18 protein-coding genes and 2 pseudogenes are annotated in these 20,722 nt (G+C 69.2%); 2 read left to right on the forward strand and 18 right to left on the reverse strand.

All coding sequences use genetic code 11. From position 1 onward, the window contains the following. Positions 1-276 precede the first annotated feature (276 nt). Positions 277-933: pseudogene (locus CYU59_RS15205) on the forward strand (phosphoribosyltransferase); the annotation flags it as partial. Here CYU59_RS15205 and CYU59_RS15210 read toward each other — a convergent pair. The 15 genes and pseudogenes from CYU59_RS15210 to CYU59_RS15280 form a co-directional block, all read right to left on the reverse strand. Then, entirely contained in the window at positions 934-1,254 is a 321-nt protein-coding gene (locus CYU59_RS15210) for a hypothetical protein (RefSeq protein WP_292991039.1), read from the reverse strand. Between the two features lie 80 nt (positions 1,255-1,334). Beyond that, positions 1,335-2,153 carry a DivIVA domain-containing protein gene (locus CYU59_RS15215; protein ID WP_292991041.1) on the reverse strand — a complete coding sequence of 273 codons (819 nt, stop codon included), beginning with the start codon at positions 2,151-2,153 and terminating at the stop codon, positions 1,335-1,337. Between the two features lie 252 nt (positions 2,154-2,405). After that, the gene (locus CYU59_RS15220; protein ID WP_292991042.1) at positions 2,406-2,696 is read right to left on the reverse strand and encodes a YggT family protein; all 291 of its coding nucleotides are present in this window, start codon (positions 2,694-2,696) and stop codon (positions 2,406-2,408) included. Between the two features lie 106 nt (positions 2,697-2,802). Beyond that, positions 2,803-3,447: a cell division protein SepF gene (locus CYU59_RS15225; RefSeq protein WP_292991043.1), complete on the reverse strand. Its 645-nt coding sequence runs from the start codon at positions 3,445-3,447 to the stop codon at positions 2,803-2,805. A gap of 28 nt (positions 3,448-3,475) precedes the next feature. Then, positions 3,476-4,318, reverse strand: a complete 843-nt coding sequence (locus CYU59_RS15230) for an alanine racemase (RefSeq protein WP_292991044.1) — start codon at positions 4,316-4,318, stop codon at positions 3,476-3,478. Further along, entirely contained in the window at positions 4,315-5,022 is a 708-nt protein-coding gene (pgeF, locus tag CYU59_RS15235) for a peptidoglycan editing factor PgeF (protein ID WP_292991045.1), read from the reverse strand. Before pgeF ends, CYU59_RS15230 begins: the two co-directional genes overlap by 4 nt. Before the next feature lie 102 nt (positions 5,023-5,124). Further along, positions 5,125-6,270, reverse strand: coding sequence for a cell division protein FtsZ (gene ftsZ, locus CYU59_RS15240; protein WP_292991365.1), 1,146 nt, complete (start codon positions 6,268-6,270; stop codon positions 5,125-5,127). 206 nt (positions 6,271-6,476) lie between these two features. Next, positions 6,477-7,364 (reverse strand): FtsQ-type POTRA domain-containing protein, encoded by an 888-nt coding sequence (locus tag CYU59_RS15245; RefSeq protein ID WP_292991367.1) that lies wholly within the window; start codon positions 7,362-7,364, stop codon positions 6,477-6,479. A 59-nt stretch (positions 7,365-7,423) separates the two neighbouring features. Then, entirely contained in the window at positions 7,424-8,881 is a 1,458-nt protein-coding gene (gene murC / locus CYU59_RS15250; RefSeq protein ID WP_292991046.1) for a UDP-N-acetylmuramate--L-alanine ligase, read from the reverse strand. Between the two features lie 167 nt (positions 8,882-9,048). Beyond that, positions 9,049-10,191, reverse strand: a pseudogene (gene murG, locus CYU59_RS15255) (undecaprenyldiphospho-muramoylpentapeptide beta-N-acetylglucosaminyltransferase); the annotation flags it as partial. Continuing rightward, positions 10,188-11,714 (reverse strand): putative lipid II flippase FtsW, encoded by a 1,527-nt coding sequence (ftsW, locus tag CYU59_RS15260; RefSeq protein WP_292991047.1) that lies wholly within the window; start codon positions 11,712-11,714, stop codon positions 10,188-10,190. The gene ftsW and the pseudogene murG, both read right to left, overlap by 4 nt. Positions 11,715-11,720: 6 nt before the next feature. Next, positions 11,721-13,184 (reverse strand): UDP-N-acetylmuramoyl-L-alanine--D-glutamate ligase, encoded by a 1,464-nt coding sequence (gene murD / locus CYU59_RS15265; RefSeq protein WP_292991048.1) that lies wholly within the window; start codon positions 13,182-13,184, stop codon positions 11,721-11,723. A gap of 1 nt (position 13,185) precedes the next feature. Next, entirely contained in the window at positions 13,186-14,268 is a 1,083-nt protein-coding gene (gene mraY, locus CYU59_RS15270) for a phospho-N-acetylmuramoyl-pentapeptide-transferase (protein WP_292991050.1), read from the reverse strand. Next, positions 14,265-15,785: a UDP-N-acetylmuramoyl-tripeptide--D-alanyl-D-alanine ligase gene (murF, locus tag CYU59_RS15275; protein ID WP_292991052.1), complete on the reverse strand. Its 1,521-nt coding sequence runs from the start codon at positions 15,783-15,785 to the stop codon at positions 14,265-14,267. The genes mraY and murF overlap by 4 nt, the downstream gene beginning before the upstream one ends. Positions 15,786-15,831: 46 nt before the next feature. Beyond that, on the reverse strand, positions 15,832-17,340 hold the full coding sequence (locus tag CYU59_RS15280) for a UDP-N-acetylmuramoyl-L-alanyl-D-glutamate--2,6-diaminopimelate ligase (protein WP_292991054.1): 1,509 nt from the start codon (positions 17,338-17,340) through the stop codon (positions 15,832-15,834). A 129-nt stretch (positions 17,341-17,469) separates the two neighbouring features. Between CYU59_RS15280 and CYU59_RS15285 the strand changes: the two genes are divergently transcribed. Then, positions 17,470-18,621, forward strand: a complete 1,152-nt coding sequence (locus CYU59_RS15285; RefSeq protein ID WP_292991056.1) for an FAD-dependent oxidoreductase — start codon at positions 17,470-17,472, stop codon at positions 18,619-18,621. 35 nt (positions 18,622-18,656) lie between these two features. Here CYU59_RS15285 and CYU59_RS15290 read toward each other — a convergent pair whose 3' ends face one another. The 3 genes from CYU59_RS15290 to CYU59_RS15300 all read right to left on the reverse strand — a co-directional run bounded on the left by CYU59_RS15290 (position 18,657) and on the right by CYU59_RS15300 (position 20,720). After that, the gene (locus CYU59_RS15290; protein ID WP_292991057.1) at positions 18,657-19,601 is read right to left on the reverse strand and encodes an acyl-CoA dehydrogenase; all 945 of its coding nucleotides are present in this window, start codon (positions 19,599-19,601) and stop codon (positions 18,657-18,659) included. Beyond that, on the reverse strand, positions 19,598-20,287 hold the full coding sequence (locus CYU59_RS15295) for a glycosyltransferase (RefSeq protein WP_292991058.1): 690 nt from the start codon (positions 20,285-20,287) through the stop codon (positions 19,598-19,600). Before CYU59_RS15295 ends, CYU59_RS15290 begins: the two co-directional genes overlap by 4 nt. Positions 20,288-20,384: 97 nt before the next feature. Continuing rightward, entirely contained in the window at positions 20,385-20,720 is a 336-nt protein-coding gene (locus tag CYU59_RS15300; RefSeq protein ID WP_292991060.1) for a WXG100 family type VII secretion target, read from the reverse strand. Between the last annotated feature and the right edge of the window lie 2 nt (positions 20,721-20,722).

Below are 20,722 nucleotides of genomic sequence, written 5' to 3' on the forward strand. Positions count from 1 at the left end.
CACGACCACACGCGCTTTCGACATGAGCCATGACTGTCACCTATGACCCGACTCATCACCGGTCATCGCTGATGTAACCCATGACGCGACTCATCTGTCACCTATGTCATGAACTCACACACCCCCTCGGACACCCATCAGACGAGTCGAGTGGTCGGCGACCGAGCCGTGTGTCGTCGAAAGTGCAACTGGCGAGGCGAATCCCACGTAGTCCCCCCGGTAGTTGCACTTTCGGCGCGGAGTCGGCGGGCTCGGGTCCACACTCGAGGCATGGAGCGACGCGGCCCCCGACGCACCTTCCGCGACCGCCGAGACGCCGGCCGGGTGCTCGCCGCTGAGTTGTCGGGTTACCGGGGCCGCGACCCGCTGCTGGTCTTGGGCCTGGCCCGCGGCGGCGTGCCGGTCGGCTGGGAGATCGCCGCGACCCTGGGTGCGGACCTCGATGTGTTCCTGGTCCGCAAGCTCGGCGTGCCGCAGTGGCCCGAGCTCGCGATGGGGGCACTGGCCAGCGGCGGTGGTGTCGTACTGAACGACAGCGTGGTGACGAGCCTGCAGGTCAGCGACGAGCAGATCCGTCACGTCATCGAACGGGAGAGCGCCGAACTTCGACGCCGCGAAACCGCCTACCGGGACGGCCGACCGCCGGCCGACCCGCGCGGCAAAACCGTGATCGTGGTGGACGACGGAATCGCCACCGGCGCAAGCATCCTGGCCGCGGTTCGGGCCCTGCGAGCAGGCGGTCCCGAGGCGATCGTGGTCGCTGTTCCGGTCGGGCCGGAATCGGTGTGCCGGCTGGTGGCCAACGAGGCCGATGCCGTGGTGTGCGCGACGATGCCCGAAGATTTCGACGCTGTCGGCCAGGTGTTCGCCGACTTCCGTCAAGTCAGCGACGACGAGGTCCGCGAATTGTTGGCGCTGCCGACCGGCAAGTAGTCAGCGGGAGTGGTCGTCGCTGACGCTGTCGTCAGCGGCCCCTTCGGAATCCGGGTGCGCCGAAGTGGCTTCGGCCTCCTCGGCGGCGTCGGCCGGATAATCGGCGGGCTCGTCGTCGACGGTGTCGGCAGCGTCGTCATCGTGCGCGCCCGTACCAGCCTCACGACGCTGCCGCTCCTGCAGCGCGTCGATGATCAGCAACACCACGCCCAGCACGCTGGCGCCGATACACACCCACGCAACGAGCTCGTTGCTGGTGATGACCGCGAACACAAGCGCGGCAAGACCGATCACCGCTAGCACGAGCGAGATAATCAGCACCCGGTAAACCTCCAGCCGACTCAGGCGACACTGCCAACTGTGCAGCTTAGCGACAGCTGCCGCCAGTATCGCCGACCGACCTAGTTGTTACCGCGATTGAACTGGTTGAATCCCGCGGAGTCGTTGGTCGCGCTGGAATCCACCGGCGCCGCCGACCCGCGCTGACCCAGCTCTTCGAGCTGAGACTCCAGGTAGGTCTTGAGCCGGGTGCGGTACTCGCGCTCGAAGGTGCGAAGTTGCTCGAGGCGACCTTCCAGCACCGTGCGCTGCTGGTTGATGGTGCCCATGATCTCGGAATGCTTGCGCTCGGCATCGGCCTGCAGTGCGTCGGCCTTCTCCTGTGCCTGGCGCAGCTGGGTCTCCGACCGGGTCTGCGCGTCGCTGAGCAGCGCATCGGCACGCTGACGGGCCTCGGAGACGGTGGTCTCGGCCTCGCGGCGAGCGTCGCCCACGATCTGTTCGGCGTTCGCCCGGGCGTCGGAGAGCAGCTTGTCTGACTCGGCCTGGGCGGTGCTGGTCAAGCGGTCGGCGGTGTCCTGGGCGAGGCTGAGGACGCGGGCAGCCTTGAGTGCCCCTTCTTCGCCCAACGGCTGCGAGACGGCCGGGGCCGCCGCCACCGGAGCAGGCTGCGCCGGCTTGACCGGCTCGGGCTCGGGCTCGTACACCGGAATCGTTTGCGTGGCTTGCACACTGGCGCCCCCGCCGGCGCGTGCACCGGCCAGTTCCTGGTCCAGCTCGGCAACCCGCTGACGCAGGTCGGAGTTCTCCTCGATGAGGCGAGTCAGCTCGTTCTCGACCAGATCGAGGAAGGCGTCTACCTCATCCTCGTTGTAACCACGCTTGCCGATCGGCGGCTTGCTGAACGCCACATTGTGGACGTCTGCGGGTGTCAGCGGCATTACTAGCCCCCTTGAGTGTGGACGGTCGAACCGACCAGGAAAGTGTAGAACGGGATGAACAGTGTCGTAGCCATGGTGCAACTGCGGCCCATCCTGTCACACCAGACTCGCCGGTTGCCGAATCGGTCGATAAATAAGACCGAATTTCAAAGATTAAGAGGTAACAAATCGACCTCTTACGTGACCTTTTGGCCGGGGCCAGCAAACTGTCGCGCGGCGGCCGTCACCGCAGCTGGGCGCCGGCGGGCCGAGTCAGGCCTGGTAGTCCAGCGCCATGGTCATGCCGACGAACGCCACCAGCAGCAGCACCATGATGGACAGGTCGAAGCGCACAGCACCAACGGTGAGCTGCGGGATCAGTCGCCTCAGCAGATTCACCGGCGGATCGGTGACCGACAGGATGATCTCGAGGATCACCACGGTCAGACCGCGCGGATGCCAATCCCGGCTGAACGACCGGATGAACTCAACGACGACGCGCGCGATCAGCAATAGCCAGAAGGTGAACAGCGCAAAACCAATGATGTGCACAAACAGCGTCAACGCGAGCCCGACCTTAGTGATGAAGATGTGACCTTGGCGACAGCCCACACTGCGATCCAGCAGGGCGAAATCAGCCTACCGGCTCGTGCGCCGACCCGCCGTGCGGCTACTGGTAGGCGTAAAACCCGGTCTCGGCGATGCGGCGACGCTCTTCAGGCGAGACATCGACGTCAGCCGGTGAGAGCAGGAACACCTTGGTGGCGACCTTGTCGAATGAACCACGTAGCGCGAACGCCAGGCCGGCCGCGAAATCCACCAGGCGCTTGGCATCGGCGTTGTCCATCGAGACCAGGTCCATGATCACCGGGGTGCCGTCGCGGAACCGCTCTCCGATGGTGCGGGCCTCGCTGTAGTCCTTGGGCCGCAGCGTGGTGATCTTCGACAGCGGGCTGCTTTCGTCGAACAGCATCGCCATCCGTCGAGGGTCCATGGCCAGGGCACCGCGGGTGGAACCGCGCAGCGAGCCGAAGCGCGGCCGGCCGATGTCGCCACGGTCGTAGTCGGGTCCGCGGAATCGCGGCTCCTCGGTGTAACCGCCGCGGTAGCCGCCCGCGGCGTAGTCGCCGCCGGCCTCGCCGCGCGGGTCGTCGTACTCGCGTCCCTCGTAACGGCTGCCGTACCCGTCGTCGGCGAACCGCTGCCGTGGATAGCCGCCGGTGCGCGCCGGGGCGTGGTCGTCGTAGTACTCGTCGTCGTAATCCTCCATGGGGGCCATTCCGAAGTAGGCCTTGACCTTGTGGAGTGTGCTCATCGCTTGACCCTTCTACTGCTCTGGGGACTTATGACTCTGGGGTGCGGGGTGTCTGTGATGAAGATGTGACTGGAGTGACTATTGACGGTGACGGTAGCGGGCGCTGGCCCAACAATGCGGTACCGACACGCACACACGTCGAACCATGTTTGACCGCTGTTTCGAGGTCGTTCGACATCCCAGCCGACAATCCCGCCGCCTCCGGGTGCGTCCGGCGCACCCGTTGATGCTCGGACTGCAGACGGGCGAACGCCTTCTCCGGCTCCCAGTCCAGCGGCGGGATGCCCATCAGGCCAACCAATTCCAGAGACTCCGAGTCGTCGACCCGGGCGCAGATCTCGTCGACGGCTCCGCTGTCGGAGACGTCGACACCGCCACGGGACACGTCGCCGTCTAGGCTGATCTGGACGTATACCCGCAGCGGCTGAGATCGGCGCCCGTCGCCGAGCGCGCCCTCGACAGCCCGGTCCAGTGCATTCACCACGCGGGCGCTGCTGACCGAGTGCGCGGTGTGCGCCCAGGTGGCCAGCGACCGGGCCTTGTTGCGCTGAATTGTGCCGACCATGTGCCACTGCCGTGGGCCCTTTGCGGAGTCACCCGCTTCCGGCCCGTCCAGCAACCGATCGACTTCAGCGACCTTGGCCGCCGCTTCCTGGTCGCGGGATTCGCCGAAGGCGGCGCATCCCAATCGCGACAAAATCGCGACATCGGTTGCCGGAAAGAATTTGGTAACAGGCAGGAGTTGAATTTCGTCGAGTTTGCGGCCGGCCGCTTCGACGGCCGCGGCAAGCCGCGCTTGCAACGCCGCGAAAGAATCGGCCAATTCCATTTCTCGCTCAGGTCGGGGTGAAACGTTTACCGCCACGCTCATTCCATCCACACCACCGAGGCCAGCCGTCCGGTCGGTGCACCGCGGCGGTGGCTGAACAAAGCGGCGTCATCGACCGTGCAGCGCGGGTCGACGTCGATGGCGGCTATCCCCAAAGTCTCGAGCTGGCAAGCAATTCCGGCACGCAGGTCCAGCCCGGGCGTGCCGGCGGAGGTGGTTGTCCGACTGCCCGGCAGCGCCGCCTCGACCTCGTCGGCCATGGCCGCGGGCACCTCGTAGTTGCGGCCGCTGACGGCCGGACCGAGCAACACCGAGATGTCGGCCGCACGCGCGCCCAGGCCCACCATTGCCTCGACCGCACGGGCCACCACGCCGTCACGCGCGCCGACCCGGCCCGCGTGCACTGCCGCCACCACGCCCGCCCGCGCGTCGGCCAGCAGCACCGGGACGCAGTCGGCAGTGACCACGGCCAACGCCAATCGCGGTGTGCGAGTGACCAATCCGTCGGTGTTGTCGAATGCAGCGCCGCGGGGACCGTCGACCACCTCGACGTGGTCGCTGTGGACCTGGTTCATCCACACCACCCGGTCGGGACCGAGCCCGATCGCAGTTCCGAGGCGCTTGCGGTTGGCAGCCACCGCAGCCGGGTCGTCGCCGACGTGGTCGCCGAGATTGAAGCTGTCGAAGGGCGGTGCCGAGACACCGCCGGCCCGGGTCGTGCTGACCCGTCGGATGCGAACGCTCACCCGTCCAGTATCCGGTGGAAGCAAGGCCGCGGCCCGCGTCGTACCGGGAGGCCGACGGCCGCTCGCCGCTTCCCGCCGCGTGGCGGTCCGCATCGTCGCGGGCTAGCGCCGCATGAAGGGCGGCACGTCGACATCGTCGTCCTCACCGCCGATGTCGAAGGTCGCGCCGTTGGTCGGCACCGACACGCTGACAGCGTCGGCTGGCTCGAACAGGCTCGAGCTGATCTTGCCGTGCTTGCCCGAGGCGACCGTGGTGGTGGCTGCGGCGGTGGCGTTGCTGACCACCGGTTTGCGTCCCGGTCCGGCGGCATCGAAGCCCGCCGCGATCACTGTCACCCGCACCTCGTCACCCAGCGAGTCGTCGATCACCGTGCCGAAGATGATGTTCGCGTCCTGGTGCGCGGCGTCCTGGACCAGCGAGGCGGCCTCGTTGATCTCGAACAACCCGAGATCGCTGCCACCCGCGACCGACAGCAGCACGCCCTGCGCGCCCTCCATCGACGCCTCGAGCAACGGTGAGTTGATCGCGATTTCCGCGGCCTTCAGTGCGCGACCGTCGCCCCGCGCCGAGCCGATACCCATCAGCGCCGTGCCCGCCCCGCTCATGACTCCCTTGACGTCGGCGAAGTCGACGTTGATCAGGCCCGGGGTGGTGATCAGGTCGGTGATGCCCTGCACACCGTTCAGCAGCACCTCGTCGGCACTGCGGAAGGCGTCCATCAGCGATACCGCGGCGTCGCCCATCTGCAGCAGGCGGTCGTTGGGAATCACGATCAGCGTGTCGCAGCTTTCGCGCAGCGAGGAGATGCCGTTCTCGGCCTGGTTGCTGCGGCGCTTGCCCTCGAAGGAGAACGGGCGCGTCACCACACCGACGGTCAGCGCGCCGAGCTTGCGGGCGATGCTGGCGACCACGGGCGCACCACCGGTGCCCGTTCCACCGCCCTCGCCGGCGGTGACGAAGACCATGTCAGCCCCGCGCAGCAGTTCCTCGATCTCGTCTTTGGCGTCTTCGGCGGCCTTTCGACCCACTTCGGGGTCGGCACCGGCACCAAGACCACGGGTGGAGTCGCGACCGACGTCGAGCTTGACGTCGGCATCGCTCATCAACAACGCCTGAGCATCGGTGTTGATGGCGATGAACTCCACGCCTTTGAGCCCTTGCTCGATCATGCGGTTGACGGCGTTGACACCACCGCCGCCTATCCCCACGACTTTGATGACGGCCAGGTAGTTGTGCGGCGGGGTCATCATTCTGTGTTCCTCCCTGGTGGGACAGCTTCGGTGCGAATCGCTCCGGCAAACCTCAACCTCTACTAGAGATTTAGAGTTATGTCAGGTTGATTCGCGCAAACAGAACGGTATGGCCGCCGCGTACTCGATCGGTGCAGGCGCGCCGACGCGCCGCGGGCGAATTTCGCGAATTTTGGCCGGGCGGTCGCAACGTCGGGCGCGGACTACCTGACGGTGGGCAGATCCGGGCTGGACACGTCGTAGGTCCGGCCCGGCCGGGTCAGCAGGGCCGCCAGCTTCTGTGCTTTCTCTTCGGTCCGGTCGTTGGTCCCCCAGATCACCGTGCGCCCGTCGCCCAGTGTCAGCGTGATCGAGGCGACCGAGGGGGCGGCGATCCGGCTCACCTGCGCGACCACTTCGGGTCGCAGCGCCGTCAGCACCGCGAGCGCGGCCTTGGTCGCGGGATCGGCCGGACCCGGATTCTCGACGTCGAGGTAGGGCAAGGCCGGCGGTGGCGGCGCCGTCGCGAAGTCGACGCCGTCCCGGTCGAACAGGTGCGGCCCGTCGGGCAGGTCTTTGACCACCACCGGGATTCGCTCGACGACGGTGATCATCAATGCCGACGGGTAGTCGCGCTGTACGTGCGCGCTGGCCACCCGGCGGATCGCAGCCACCCGGTCGGCGACGCGGTCGGTGTTGATCTGCAGAAGCGGAGTGCCGGGCTTGACGTGTGCGGCGTCGAGCACCTCTTCGCGGGTGACGGCGCCGATGCCGTTGACGACGATCCCGCGGGCCGCCATCAGCGGCGTGAAATACAGGACGAGGCCGACGCTGGTGGCCGCGACGATCAGCAGCAGCGACACCAGGAACAGCTTCAGGCCCCGAACTGCGCCCCGCGCAGCGGGTTTGGTTGCCGATGTCCCGCGACCGCGGGCCGCGCGTTTGGCGTCGCGACGGGCCTGTTCGATCGCCATCGCGCGGGCTTGCGCCTCGCGGCGTTCGGCGCGCTCGCGACGCTCGCGTCGTCGCGGGCCCTCGACCGGATCCTCGGCCTGTTCGTCGGCCTGTTCGGCGTCCGCGACGACACCGTCGTCATCGCTTGCCGCCGCGATCGGTTCGGCCACGACGGGGTCGTCCTCGGTGCCGGCCGACGTCGCGCCGTCAGGCTCGGTCACCTCGGCGTCCTCTGGCCCGGTGCGCTGCGGTTGGCCCGCACCCGCAGCGCGGTGACGATCTCCGGCGCGAGCATCGTGACGTCACCGGCACCCATGGTGACCACGACATCGCCGGGCTCGGCGACGGCCGCCACCGCCTCGGCAACCGCGGACAAATCCGGTAGGTACTGCACCGGGACGCTGACATGCTCGGCAATGCTCGCTCCGCTGACTCCGGCGATCGGCTGTTCGCGAGCTCCGTAGACGTCGAGCACGAAGACGTGGTCGGCCGCATCCAGCGCAGCGCCGAACTCAGCGGCGAAAGCCTGTGTCCGCGAATACAAGTGCGGCTGGAACACCACCAGCGACCGGCCGGAGTCGGCCTGCTCCAGCAGCGTCCGTACCGCCTCCAGCGTGGCTGCCACTTCGGTCGGGTGATGTGCATAGTCGTCGAAAACCCTTACCGCAGCCGCAGTTCCGATCAATTCGAAACGGCGACGGACTCCTTCGAAGCCGGCCAGACCATCCAGCACGCAGTCCGCGGGGGCGCCGATCTCGACGGCGGCCAGCAGTGCGCCGAGCGCGTTGAGCGCCATGTGACGCCCCGGAACCGACAGCCGCATCACCCACGGGTGGATTTCACCGTCGAGCTTGATGTGCGCGACCGCCTCGGTGCCCAGCTGCTCCCAGGACAGCAGCGTCCCGGCCAGGTCGGCACCGGACGAGCCATAAGGGAGCACCCGGATACCCAGTGCCGCAACGCGTTCGGCCAACGCCGCCGCGCCGGGATCCTCGGTGCAGACCACCAGCGCTCCGCCCGGGGCAATGCGCTCGGCGAACGAGTCGAACACCGCGGTGTAGGCGTCGGCGCTGCCGAAGAAGTCGAGGTGGTCGGCCTCGATATTGGTGACCACCGCGACATTCGGGGTGTATTCCAGCAGTGAGCCGTCGCTTTCGTCGGCCTCGGCGACGAAGCAGTCCCCGCTGCCGTGGTGGGCGTTGGTGCCGGCCTCACCCATCTCACCGCCGACCGCGAACGAGGGGTCGCGGCCGCAATGTTGCAGCGCCACAATCAACATCGACGTCGTGGTGGTCTTGCCGTGCGTCCCCGTCACCATCAGCGTGGTCCGCCCGGCCATCAGCTTGGCCAGCACCGCCGGACGCAGCACCACCGGAATGCCGCGGCGGCGGGCTTCGACGAGTTCGGGATTGGTCTTCGGGATGGCGGCGTGAGTGGTGATCACCGCGGTCGGCCCCCCTGCCAACAGATCCAGCGACGACGCGTCGTGGCCGATCCGGATCTTTGCGCCGCGAGCCTGCAGCGCCCGCACGCCACGCGACTCCTTGGCATCGGAGCCCGAGACCTCGCCGCCCCGGTCCAGCAGGATGCGGGCGATCCCCGACATGCCCGCTCCCCCGATGCCGACCATGTGCACTCGCTGTAGTTCTGGTGGCAGCGCCTGCGTCACGGTCATCGGCGCCGCTCCAGCCGGGACACTTCCAGCGGACTACGCCGTTTCTTCCCGCGCCTGGCCTCACGCGCCGCGCGGGCAACCTCGAGCGCACTGCGCCGCTTCCTGCCGCGCCGGGCGTCAGTCGCACCGCGCCGTTTGCTCGCGAGCTTGCGGTCCCGCGCTTCGCGCGCGACGTCCAGCGCGACGCGGGCCACCTGTCGGGCCGCTTCCGGATGACCGACCAGCACCGCGGCAGCGGTCATCGCCGTCAACCGCGCCTCGTCGGTGAGCAGCCCGGCCACCTGTTCGGCGACGAATCCCGGCGTCAGCTCGGCGTCGGCGATCAGCATGCCGCCGCCGGCTTTGATCACCGGCAGCGCGTTGAGCCGCTGCTCGCCGTTTCCGATCGGCAGCGGCACGTATACCGCGGGCAAGCCGACCGCGGTCACTTCGGCAACGGTCATGGCGCCGGAACGGCAGATCGCCAAGTCGGCTGCGGCGTAGGCGAGGTCCATCCGGTTGAGGTACGGCACGGCGACGTACGGCGGGTCACCGGGTTCCGGCGCACGCAGGTCGATGGTGTTTTTGGCGCCGAAGGCGTGCAGCACCGCCACCCCGGAGGCGGCCAGCTCGCCGGCCGCGGCGGCAACCGCCCGGTTGAGCGACGCCGCACCCTGCGAGCCGCCGAAGACCAACAGCACCCGGGCGTCGTCGGCGAAGCCGAAGTGCGCGCGCGCCTCCGAACGCAGCGCGCCGCGGTCCAGCGACGTGATTGCGGCGCGCACCGGCACGCCGACCACCTCGGCGTTCGGCAGACCCGGATCGGGCACCGCGGACAGGACGCGCTGTGCGCTGCGCGCGCCGACCCGGTTGGCCAGTCCGGCACTGGCGTTGGCCTCGTGAATCACCACCGGCACCCGGCGGCCGAGGCTCACCCCGCCGCGGGCAGCCAGATAGGCGGGCAGTGACACGTAGCCGCCGAACCCGATGACCACGTCGGCGTCGACTTTGTCCAGCACCGCACGGGTCTGGCGCACCGCACGCAGCACTCGGGCCGGCAGCCGGGCCAGGTCGCCGGTGGGCTTGCGCGGCAGCGGCACCGGGGTGATCAGCTCGAGCGTGTACCCACGTTCGGGAACCAGGCGGGTCTCCAGGCCGCGCGCAGTGCCGAGCGCGGTGATGCGAACGTCGGGATCAAGCTCGACAAGGGCGTCGGCGACGGCCATCGCGGGCTCGACGTGACCGGCTGTGCCACCGCCCGCAAGCACAACCGACAACGACGAATGCCCGGTCGGCGTGATAGCCGATGACCCCGTGACCGAGTCGCTCACCCGTAGCGCTGACCTTCCAGTGCTCGACGGCCCGGCGCCTGACGTTGACGCTGGCCGGTGTACCGCTGTCCGCCTACATGATGCCCTGCGCGCGCAGCCCGCTTATCGACGGCGGGTGGTCTGGGCGGCTTGCGCTTGGCGGCCCGCGGGGGCTGGCCTGGCTGCGGCTTGGCGCGCAACCGGTCGCGCAACGCCTCGACCCGGGTCGGCGAGTACGGCTCGGGCAGCGGCAGCCGCAGGATGCGGGTCATCCGGTCGTCCCGGCCGGCCCGCAGCGCGGCGACGGCCTCGGGTTCGTGCCGGGCCGCGTTGGCCATCATGCCGATCATCAAAAGTGTTGTGGCCGTCGATGTTCCACCCGCCGAGATCAAGGGCAGCTGGATACCGGTGACCGGAAGCAGACCGATGACATAACCGACGTTGATGAACGACTGGCCGATCACCCACAAGGTGGTGGTCGCGGTCAGCAGGCGCAGGAACGGGTCGGCCGAACGGCGGGCGATACGCATGCCGGTGTAGGCGAACAGCCCGAACAGTCCGAGCAGCCCGAGTGCGCCGACCAGGCCCAGTTCCTCGCCGATGATCGCGAAGATGAAGTCGTTGTGGGCGTTGGGCAGGTAGTTCCATTTCGCGGTGCCCTGGCCCAGACCATCGCCGAAGACACCACCGTTGGCCAGCGCGAATTTCGCCTGCCGGGCCTGATACCCGGAATCCATCGGATCCTGGCCCGGATCCAGCCACGACCGCACCCGGTCGGAACGGTAGCCCTCCGACACCGCCAATACCCCGGCCGCGACGATCGCCAGCCCGAGCGAGCTCAAGAAGATCTGTAGCGGCAACCCCACGTACCAGAGCAAACCGAGCAAGATGATGACCATCGAGACCGTCTGCCCCAGGTCGGGCTGGGCCAGAATGAGGGACAGCGCGATGATCGCGGCCGGCAACAGCGGAATCAGCATCTCGCGCAACGACGCCCGCTCCATGCGTCGCGCCGCGAGTAGGTGCGCTCCCCAGATCGCGAAGGCGATCTTGGTGAGCTCCGATGGCTGCATCGAGAATCCGGCGATGACGAACCATCCCCGGGATCCGTTGGCCTCCTTGCCGATTCCCGGAATCAGGACCAGCACCAGCATCCCGACGGTGACGGCGAAGCCGGTGAACGCCAGCTTCCGCATCAACCGGACCGGCAGCCGCAGCGCCAGATAGCAGGCGAACAGCCCGACGATGGTCCACAGCACCTGGCGGCCGAAGATTGTCCACGCCGACCCGTCGTCGTCGTAGGAACGGACACCGGAGGCCGACAGCACCATGATCAGGCCGAGGGAGGTCAGCAGCGCCGACACCGCGATGATCAGGTGGAACGACGTCATGGGCCGGTTGAGCCAGGCCCCGAATCGGGTCCGGGGCTCCGCGGCAGTTGCGACGGTCGCCTTGGCGGGCTTGTCGTCGCCGGTCGATTCGTCATCCGCCGGCTGGTCACCCTTGGTTCCCCGGCGCACCAGCCGGGCCAGTGCGTTCTTCACCCGCTGCTACCGCTGTGCCGCGCGGACCGCGGCCGCGAACGCGTCGCCGCGATCCGCGTACCCGGTGAACTGGTCGAATGAGGCCCCGGCCGGCGCCAGCAGCACCGCGTCTCCGGGCCCGGCGAGGTCGCGAGCGGCCGCCACGGCGGCGTTCATCACACGGGTGCCGACCGCCTCGTCCGACGACAAACTCACACGTGTCACACGAGTAGCAGGAGACTCAGCAGTCGCAGGCATATCAGCATCTTCGCTTGTGACGACCTGTACAACGGGCACATCCGGTGCGTGTCGCGATAACGCCTCGGCAACCACCGCCCGGTCTAGGCCGATCAATACCGCTCCGACCAGCCGCGACGCCGCCCGCTGGACGGTCTCGTCCACCGACGCACCCTTCAGCAGCCCGCCGGCGATCCAGACCACCCGTGGGTAGGCCAGCAGCGACGCTTCGGCCGCGTGCGGGTTGGTTGCCTTGGAGTCGTCGATGTAGCTGATCTGGTCGACGACGGCGACCAGCTCGGCGCGATGCCGGCCCACCCGGAACGCTGACAGCGCCGTGGCGATCGCCTCGCCGGGCACCCCGATGCTGCGAGCGAGCGCTGCGGCGGCCAGCGCGTCGAGCACGCCGACCGGGCCCGGCACCGGAATGGACGACACCGGCGCCAACAGCTCGTCGTCGGCGAACGCCCGGTCGACCAGCATTCCGTCGCGGACGCCCAGTTCACCGGCAGCGGGTTCGCCGAGCCGGAAGCCGACCCGAACCGGCGCGGGTGCGGCCGAGAGCAGCTCCGTGGCCCGCTGGTCGTCGAGGCCGGCCACGCCTACCCGGCCGCGCAGCACCCCGGCCTTCGCGGCGGCGTAGTCGGCGAGGGTGCCGTGCCAATCCAGATGGTCCTCGGCGATGTTGAGCACGACCCCGGCCTCGGGTCGCAGCGACGGCGCCCAGTGCAACTGGAAGCTGGACAGTTCGACGGCGAGGACGTCGGCGGGCTCAGTCAGCTCGTCGAGCACCGGGTTGCCGATGTTGCCGCACAACCGGGCTCGCACGCCGGCGGCGACCAGCATCGCGTACAGCATCGAGGTGGTGGTGGTTTTGCCGTTGGTGCCGGTGACCGTCAGCCAGCGCCGCGGCGGGCCGTAGTGGCCGGCCTGATCGAGTCGCCAGGCCAGCTCGACATCCCCCCAGACCGGAACGCCCGCGGCCGCGGCGGCCGCCGGAATGGGCGTGCTCGGCGCGAATCCCGGGCTCACGATCACCAGCGCGTAGTCGGCGATGCGCTGGACGGCGGTCGCCGAATCGATGACCGCGGTGCCCGCCTCGGCGAGTTGCTGCCGGGTGGCCGGGTCGTCGTCGAACACCGTCGCCGCGGCGCCCAACTCGGTGAGCGCCCTCAGCGCCGCGCGGCCGGTCACCCGGCCACCCGCGACCAGCACCCGCGCCCCTGCCGACAACGGCTCGAGCGAGGGCGTCACATCAGCCTCCGCCGGTCGCCGCGAGCCACTCGCTGTAGAACAGCGCGACACCCAGTCCGCAGCTGATCGCGGTGAGCAGCCAGAACCGGATGATCACCGTCGTCTCGGCCCAGCCGGCCAGTTCGAAGTGGTGATGGAATGGCGCCATCCGGAACACCCGTCGCCCGGTGGTCCGGAAGGCCAGGATCTGCAGCACCACCGAGACGATCTCGGCGACGAACAGCGAGCCGAGCACCACCGCGAGGATCTCGGTACGGCTGGTGACCGAGATGCCGGCGATGATGCCGCCCAGCGCGAGCGATCCGGTGTCGCCCATGAAGATCTTGGCCGGTGCGGCGTTCCACCACAGGAATCCGATGCAGGCACCGGCGGTGGCGGCGGCGATGATCGCCAGATCCAGCGGATCGCGAACGTTGTAGCAGCCCAGGCCGGGGGCCGTCGCGCAGGCGTTGCGGTACTGCCAGAACGTGATCAGCACGTAGGCCGCGGTCACCATCGCCATCGAACCGGCGGCCAGGCCGTCCAGTCCGTCGGTGAAGTTGACCGCGTTCGACCAGGCGCTGACGACGAGCACGCAGAACAACACGAACAGCGCGGGCGCCAGTGCGACAGTGGCGATCTCACGCACGTAGGACAGATCCGAGCTGCCCGGTGTCAAGCCAGCGTCGCTACGGAATTGCAGCACCAGCACCCCGAACAGCACGGCGGCGATGATCTGACCGGCGGTCTTCGCGGTCTTGTTCAGACCCAGGTTGCGCGACCGCCGGATCCCGATCAGGTCGTCGACGAATCCGACCGCACCCAGTGTGGTGGCCAGGAACAGCACCAGCAGACCTGAGGCTGACGGGCCGTTTCCGTTGAACGCCAGGCCGGCGAGATGGGTGCCGAGGTAGCCCGCCCAGATGCCGGCCACGATCGCCACCCCACCCATCGAGGGTGTGCCGCGCTTGGTCTTGTGGCTCGGCGGCCCGTCCTCGCGCACTTCGTGGCCGAAGCCCTGGCGGTTGAACAGCCGGATCAACATCGGGGTCAGCAGGATCGACACCGTCAGCGAGATCGCGACGGCGAGCAGAATGTCGATCATCGGGTATCGCCCTGGCCGTCGGTGGTCAGAGCGTCGGCCAGTGCTCCCAGTCCTGCGGCGTTGGAGGCTTTGACCAGCACCACGTCGCCGGGCCGCAGTTCGGCCCGCAGGACGGCCAGGGCGGCGTCGGCGTCGGCGACCAGCGCAGCCTCGGGGTTTTCTGTACCCCGTGCCCCTTCCATGACGGCGCCCTGGTGCATGGCGCTCATAGACCTCCCCGTTCCGACGACAATGAGTCGAGAGACATCTAATCGCACCGCCAGCCGGCCGATGCGGTCGTGCTCGGATATCGCGTCGTCGCCCAGTTCGCCCATCTCGCCCAGCACCGCCCAGCTACGACGTCTACCGGCCGGGGCGCCGCCCGCGTCGGAGGCCGAAATCCAGGCCAGCGCCTGCAGCCCGGCGCGCATCGAATCCGGGTTGGCGTTGTAGGCGTCGTCGATCACCGTCACCCCGTCGGCGCGCGTGCTGACCCGCATCCGGTGCCCCGACACCGGACCGGCGCCGGCCAGCGCCTCGGCGATCTGCGCGGTGGTGGCGCCGCATTCCAGCGCGACCGCCGCCGCGCACAGCGCGTTGCTGACGTGGTGATCGCCGTGGACGGCCAGCCGGATGTCGACCGCGGTGTCGCCGGCGTGCAGAGTGAACTGGGGCCTGGCCAGCTCGTCGAGTGCGACCGGTCCCGCCCACACGTCGGTCTCCCGGCTTCGGCTGACTCGCACCACCCGGGCCGCGGTCACGTCGGCCATCGCTGCCACCGCGGGGTCGTCGTCGTTGAGCACGACGATGCCGCCTGCCAAAACAGATTGTGGCAGTTCGCTTTTCGTCCGGGCAATGACTTCGCGCGAGCCGAACTCGCCGAGGTGGGCGGTGCCGACGTTGAGCACCACTCCGATGGTGGGCGGTGCGATGGCGGCCAGCGCGGCGATGTTGCCGGGGTGTCGCGCCGACAGCTCCAAGATCAGGTAGTCGGTGCTCGGGGTGGCGCGCAACACCGTCCATGGGTGGCCGAGCTCGTTGTTGAACGACCCGGGCGGCGCGATCACCTCGCCGAGCGGCGCGAGCACCGCGGCCAGCAGGTCCTTGGTCGACGTCTTGCCCGACGAACCGGTGATGCCGACGATCGTCAGTCCCCCGGCCACCAGTTCGGCGGCCACCGCGGCGGCCAGCGCGGCCAGCGCCGCCAGCACCGCCGCGCCCGAGCCGTCGGTGTCGTGCTCGAGTACACCGGCACCGGTGTCGGCGAGGTGTGCGCCCGGGGCGACCACGATCGCCGGGACGCCGACCGGCCGAGCGGCCAGCACCGCGACGGCGCCGGCGGCCACCGCGGCGGCGGCGTGCTTGTGCCCGTCGACGCGGGCACCCGGCAACGCCAGGAACAGTCCGCCGGAAGTGACTCTGCGCGAATCGAATTCGACAGTCCCGGTGACGTGCAGGCGGGCCGCGTCCTCGGCGGAGATGTCGGCGAGTTCGCCGCCGACGATGTCGGCGATATGCGCCACGGTCAGGTCGATCATCGGCGCCGCTCCTCCTCATCGCTACGCTCTGCATCGTCGCCGGCGGTCATCGGCGGGCTTCCAGCGCTGCCGCCAGCTCGACCCGGTCGTCGAATGGCTGCGTCTGACCGTTGCGGGTCTGACCGGTCTCGTGGCCCTTGCCGGCGATCAACACCACATCGCCCGCCGTAGCCCAGGCCACAGCATGAGCGATCGCGGCACGCCGGTCACCGATCTCGATCAGTTCGGACCCGGCTTCGGCTGCGCCGGAGACGATTTCACGGCGAATCGCCACCGGATCCTCGCTGCGCGGGTTGTCGTCGGTCACCACCACCAGGTCGGCCAACTCCGACGCGACGCGGCCCATCTCGGCGCGCTTACCCGGGTCGCGGTCGCCGCCGGCACCGAAGACGACGGCCAGCCGAGCCCCCGGGCGGCGCAGCGTGCGCAGCACCTCGTGCAGCGCACCGGGCTTGTGGGCGTAGTCGACCAGTGCGAGGAAGTCCTGGCCGCGGTCGATCCGTTCGAGCCGCCCGGGGACCTGGGTGTTCCGCAAACCCGGCGCCGCCTGCTGCGGGGACACCCCGACGGCGTCGAGAACCGCCAGTGCGACAAGACAATTGGCCACGTTGTAATCGCCGGGCAGAGCGATTCCGAGGCGGTGGCGCACGCCGGCCGGATCGATCGCGGTGAATTCCTGCGATCCGGCGTGCGCGGTGACCGCCTCGGCGCGCCACTCGGCGGGCCGACCCTTGGTGCTGACGGTCACCACAGATCCGGCGCGATGAGCCATCGCCCGGCCGGCCTCGTCGTCGACGCACACCACGGCGCGCCGGGCGTGCAGGGGCGACGCCGGATCGAACAGCCGCGCCTTGGCCTCGAAGTACTCCTCCATCGACCGGTGGAAGTCGAGGTGGTCGCGGGACAGATTGGTGAATGCGCCGACCGCGAAGCCGATTCCGTCCACCCGCCCCAGGGTCAGGGCGTGGCTGGACACCTCCATCACCACCGTGTCGACGCCGCGCTCGGCCATCGCCGCCAGGAGCGCTTGCAGCGCGGGCGCTTCCGGCGTGGTCAGGGCGCTGGGAATGTCTTCTCCGTTGATCCGCAGGCCGACGGTGCCGATCAGGCCCACCGAACGGCCGGCCGACCGCAGCCCGGCTTCGATCAGGTAGGTCGTGGTGGTCTTGCCCGACGTCCCGGTGACCCCCACCACGGCGATCCGCTCCGACGGATGCCCGTAGACAGTCGCGGCGATCTCGCCGAGAACACTGCGCGGCTCGGGGTGCACCAGCACGGCCACCGCTCCGGCGGCACGGTCCAGCTGCGCCAACCCGTCCGCATCGGTGATCACCGCGACCGCTCCGCGCTCGACCGCCTCCGGGAAGAAGCGGGCGCCGTGGGTCGCCGCCCCCGGTAGCGCGGCGAACAGGTCACCCGGCTCGACATCCTGTGCCCGCAGCGTGACGCCGGTGATCTGCAGCTCAGATCCGGTACTCCCGCCGCCGGGAACCGCCCCCACCTGCGCGGTCAAGTCCGACAGTGGCACGCCGGTGACGGACGAAGGACGCAGCACGTCACTACCTCCCACGCTGCCGAAACGGACGTTTGATCGGCCATGACACTACCCAGCCGGCCGCCGCCGACCGTCGATGGAACCGTGCGCGTCGCGTAGGGCCGGTGCCACAGGGGTAGCCCACAAGGCATGGATTCCTCAGGACTGATCGTGGTGGGCAGTGGTCCGGCGGGTGTGAGCGCGGCGGAGGCTTTCCGCGAACACAATTCGCACGACCCGGTTCGCATCCTGACCGACGACCCCGATCTTCCCTACGAGCGGCCGCCGCTGAGCAAGGAATTCCTGCGCGGCGAGGCCGAGCGATCCGACGCCGAGCTGCACCCCGCGCAGTGGTTCCGGGACAAGAACATCGAGTTGATCTCGACGACCGGTGTCGACGAGATCGATCGAACTCAGCGGTTCGTGGCGGCGGCGGGCGAGCGTTATCCGTACCAGTCGCTGGTGCTGGCCTGCGGCGCCAAACCCAGGCCGTTTCCGGTGCCGGGCGGCGAGAAGGCGCTGCAACTGCGATCGCTGGCAGACGCGACGACGTTGCGCGGCGCGGCGGCACGGGCGGATTCCGCCGTGGTGATCGGCGCCGGTTTCATCGGCTGCGAGGCGGCGGCCTCGCTCGCCCTGCGCGGCGTGACGACCACGCTGGTGGCCCCCGATCCGATTCCGCAGGCCAAGCGACTCGGCGACGACGCGGGATCGCGGATAGTCCGCTTTCTCAACGACGCCGGTGTGCGTTTCGTCGGCTCGACGGCGGTCAGCTCGCTGAGCGATGGAGCCGTCCACCTCGAGGACGGCGGTGTGATCGATTGCGAGCTGATCCTCGCCGCCACCGGGGTCGCCCCGCAGTCGACGTTGGCTTCCGACGCCGGCATCACGGTCAGCGACGGCCGCATCGTGGTCGACGCGGGCTTGCGAACTTCGGCCGAAAACATCTATGCCGCAGGTGATGTCGCGTACGCGCACAATCTGACCGCCGGCCGGCCGATTGCGGTGGAACACTGGCAGGACGCCATGGACCAAGGTGCGATTGCCGGGGCCGCGGCGACCGGCCAAGCCGGCCAATGGGATTCGGTGCCCGGCTTCTGGACGACGATCGGCGAGGAGACATTGAAGTACCACGCCTGGGGTGACGGGTTCGACCGAGCCCACTTCGCCGGACACGACGGCGGTTTCACGGTGTGGTACGAGAAGGACGGCGCGGCCGTCGGTGTGCTCACCCACAACGCCGACGACGATTACGACCGCGGTGAAGAACTGATCCAGCGGCACAGGCCGATCCCGCGGTGAGGCAGTAGCGGATCGCGGGTGAGTCCCCGGGCGTTTCAGCCGTCGGCGCGGCGGCCGGCCGTGAGCGCCCCGAGGGCGGCCAGGTCGCGTTCGGCGTGGCTCTGCCGGATGTATACGGTCAGATCGGCGACCGCTCGTGCGTGCCGGTCATCGGTGCACAGCGGTCCGGGGCCCAGCGCCCGGTCGGTACGGGCGAGCACCTCGTCGACCGCACTCTCGACGATCGCGCGGACCCTTCTGGCCGTCAATTCGGCTGCGCCGGAATGGTTTTCGGGGTCGTGGTCGACACGTTCGGCGGCGACGGTGAGCGCCGAATCCGCCGCGGTGAGTGCTGCGTCGACCGCGCCCAGGTGAGCGAGATGGTGGGCGTCGGCCGAGCCGGCGGCGGCTCGCCGGTAGAGCGGCTCGGCGACCGCGCGGGCCCCGCCCAGCCAGCAGGCCGCGACACCGATCGCGCCGAACCAGAAGCCGGGCCGGCTCAGGTAGTCGCCCGGGCGCCCCACCGGGATCGCCGGCACGTCGGCGAATACCACTGTCCGGGTATCACTTCCGGCCATACCGGCATTGCGCCACCTCGACTCACCCGGTCGCACCGAGTCGTGCCGCAAGTCCACCGCGAACAAGCCCCGCGACCCGTCGGTCAGCAGGGCGGTGACCAGTGCGTGCGTGCACAACCCGGCGCCCGAACACCACGCCTTGGTGCCGTCGAGAACGGTCACGTCTCCCGCGCTGCGGGCGCGCACGACGGCGTTCGGCGCCTCGGCGGCCCACACCCCCCAGAATCCGTCGTCGGCTCGGCCGCCGAGTTCGGCCAGGATCGCGACGGCATCGGTGTGAGCCTCGGCCAACCGCCCGGCGACCACGTCGATTTCGGCCAATTCGGCAAGCCGGCGCCACCGCTGCGCGGTATCACCGGAGCCGGGCAACGGCAGCGCCAGCCGGCCGGCCGCCTGCCAACCGAGTACCAGGTCGGCCGTCATAACGCGTCGACGTCCTGAGCGACCTCGTCGAGATACTCGGCGAAGCCGCCCGGCGCCCGGCCATTTCGGCGGTCGGACGTCGTGACCCACAGCGAGTCGTCCCAGTGGACCCGATATCCGGCTGACTGGAAGCGCCGCACGAGTTCGACGTCCTCACCGCTGGCGCGTGCGGCGAATCCGCCGACCCGCCAATACGCTCGAGGATCGAAGCCCATGTTGGCGCCGTGGATGTGTTGCGACGCTTCGGCGCGGTAACGCGCCTCGTACTCCGCTGCCACCTGTTCGGAGTGGTGCCGCCAGACGCCAACCCGTACCAGGCCCAGCACCATGTCCGCTTCCGCGGTCAGCTGGCGCGTCAGCCAATCGCGGCCCACCTCGGTGTCGGCGTCGGTGGTCGCGTACCACGACGGCGCAGCCGCTTCGGCGAAGACCGAACGCGCGTAGCGGAACCCGGCCGCGCGGACGGCACCCACGTTGCGCTCGTCCACCGCGATGAAATGCACGTCCGACCCGAATTGCCCGGCGAGGCTGGCACTGTCGTCCTCACACGCGTCGAGCACCACCACCACCGCGGTCTGCACGGCGGCGGCCGACGCAGCCGTCCTCACCGCCTCGATGCACCGGGTCAGCGCCGCGAACTCGTTGTGAGCCGGGACGACGACAACCGCGTCAGGCTTTGTTGTCACCCATGGGAAGTAACCGTTAGCGCCCGGTTTGACACCAGAGGCCGTCTCGCGGCGCCCGCGTCTCACCGGTCGACGGCGACCACCGTCAACGTCTGGCTCAGGCCAGGTCGGCCGGCCCGGCGGTGTCCGGATGGACTGCGCGCAGCCTCTCGACGTTGTGCTGCTCGAGCGTGGTGAAGCTGATGCCGTCGTTGTTCAGACTCAGCGCATGATCCCCGACGTTGGTCAGCAGTCGCCGTGAGGTCTCCAGCCACGCGGCGGTCCGGGTCTGCAGCGCGGCACCCGAGCTACCCACCCAGCCGGACTGCGCCGTCGCGATGCGATCGTCCGACGACATGTGTGCCGTCGCCAGGTCTTCACCCTGGCCGGCGACGTGCGCCGCCGAGCCCGCCAACGCCTCGATGTCGACCCGGATGCCGTTGCCTGCCGCCATCA

The organism is Mycobacterium sp., assembly GCF_002863225.1.
GTDB lineage: Bacteria > Actinomycetota > Actinomycetes > Mycobacteriales > Mycobacteriaceae > Mycobacterium.

Bases quoted from the DNA above. Each gene is read 5' to 3' on its own strand.
- CYU59_RS15215 (WP_292991041.1), bottom strand. From the start codon at position 2,153: ATGCCGCTGACACCCGCAGACGTCCACAATGTGGCGTTCAGCAAGCCG.
- CYU59_RS15225 (WP_292991043.1), bottom strand. From the start codon at position 3,447: ATGAGCACACTCCACAAGGTCAAGGCCTACTTCGGAATGGCCCCCATG.
- CYU59_RS15230 (WP_292991044.1), bottom strand. From the start codon at position 4,318: ATGAGCGTGGCGGTAAACGTTTCACCCCGACCTGAGCGAGAAATGGAA.
- ftsZ (WP_292991365.1), bottom strand. From the start codon at position 6,270: ATGACCCCGCCGCACAACTACCTGGCCGTCATCAAAGTCGTGGGGATA.
- murC (WP_292991046.1), bottom strand. From the start codon at position 8,881: ATGACCGTGACGCAGGCGCTGCCACCAGAACTACAGCGAGTGCACATG.
- mraY (WP_292991050.1), bottom strand. From the start codon at position 14,268: ATGATCGACATTCTGCTCGCCGTCGCGATCTCGCTGACGGTGTCGATC.
- murF (WP_292991052.1), bottom strand. From the start codon at position 15,785: ATGATCGACCTGACCGTGGCGCATATCGCCGACATCGTCGGCGGCGAA.
- CYU59_RS15285 (WP_292991056.1), top strand. From the start codon at position 17,470: ATGGATTCCTCAGGACTGATCGTGGTGGGCAGTGGTCCGGCGGGTGTG.
- CYU59_RS15290 (WP_292991057.1), bottom strand. From the start codon at position 19,601: ATGACGGCCGACCTGGTACTCGGTTGGCAGGCGGCCGGCCGGCTGGCG.
- CYU59_RS15300 (WP_292991060.1), bottom strand. From the start codon at position 20,720: ATGGCGGCAGGCAACGGCATCCGGGTCGACATCGAGGCGTTGGCGGGC.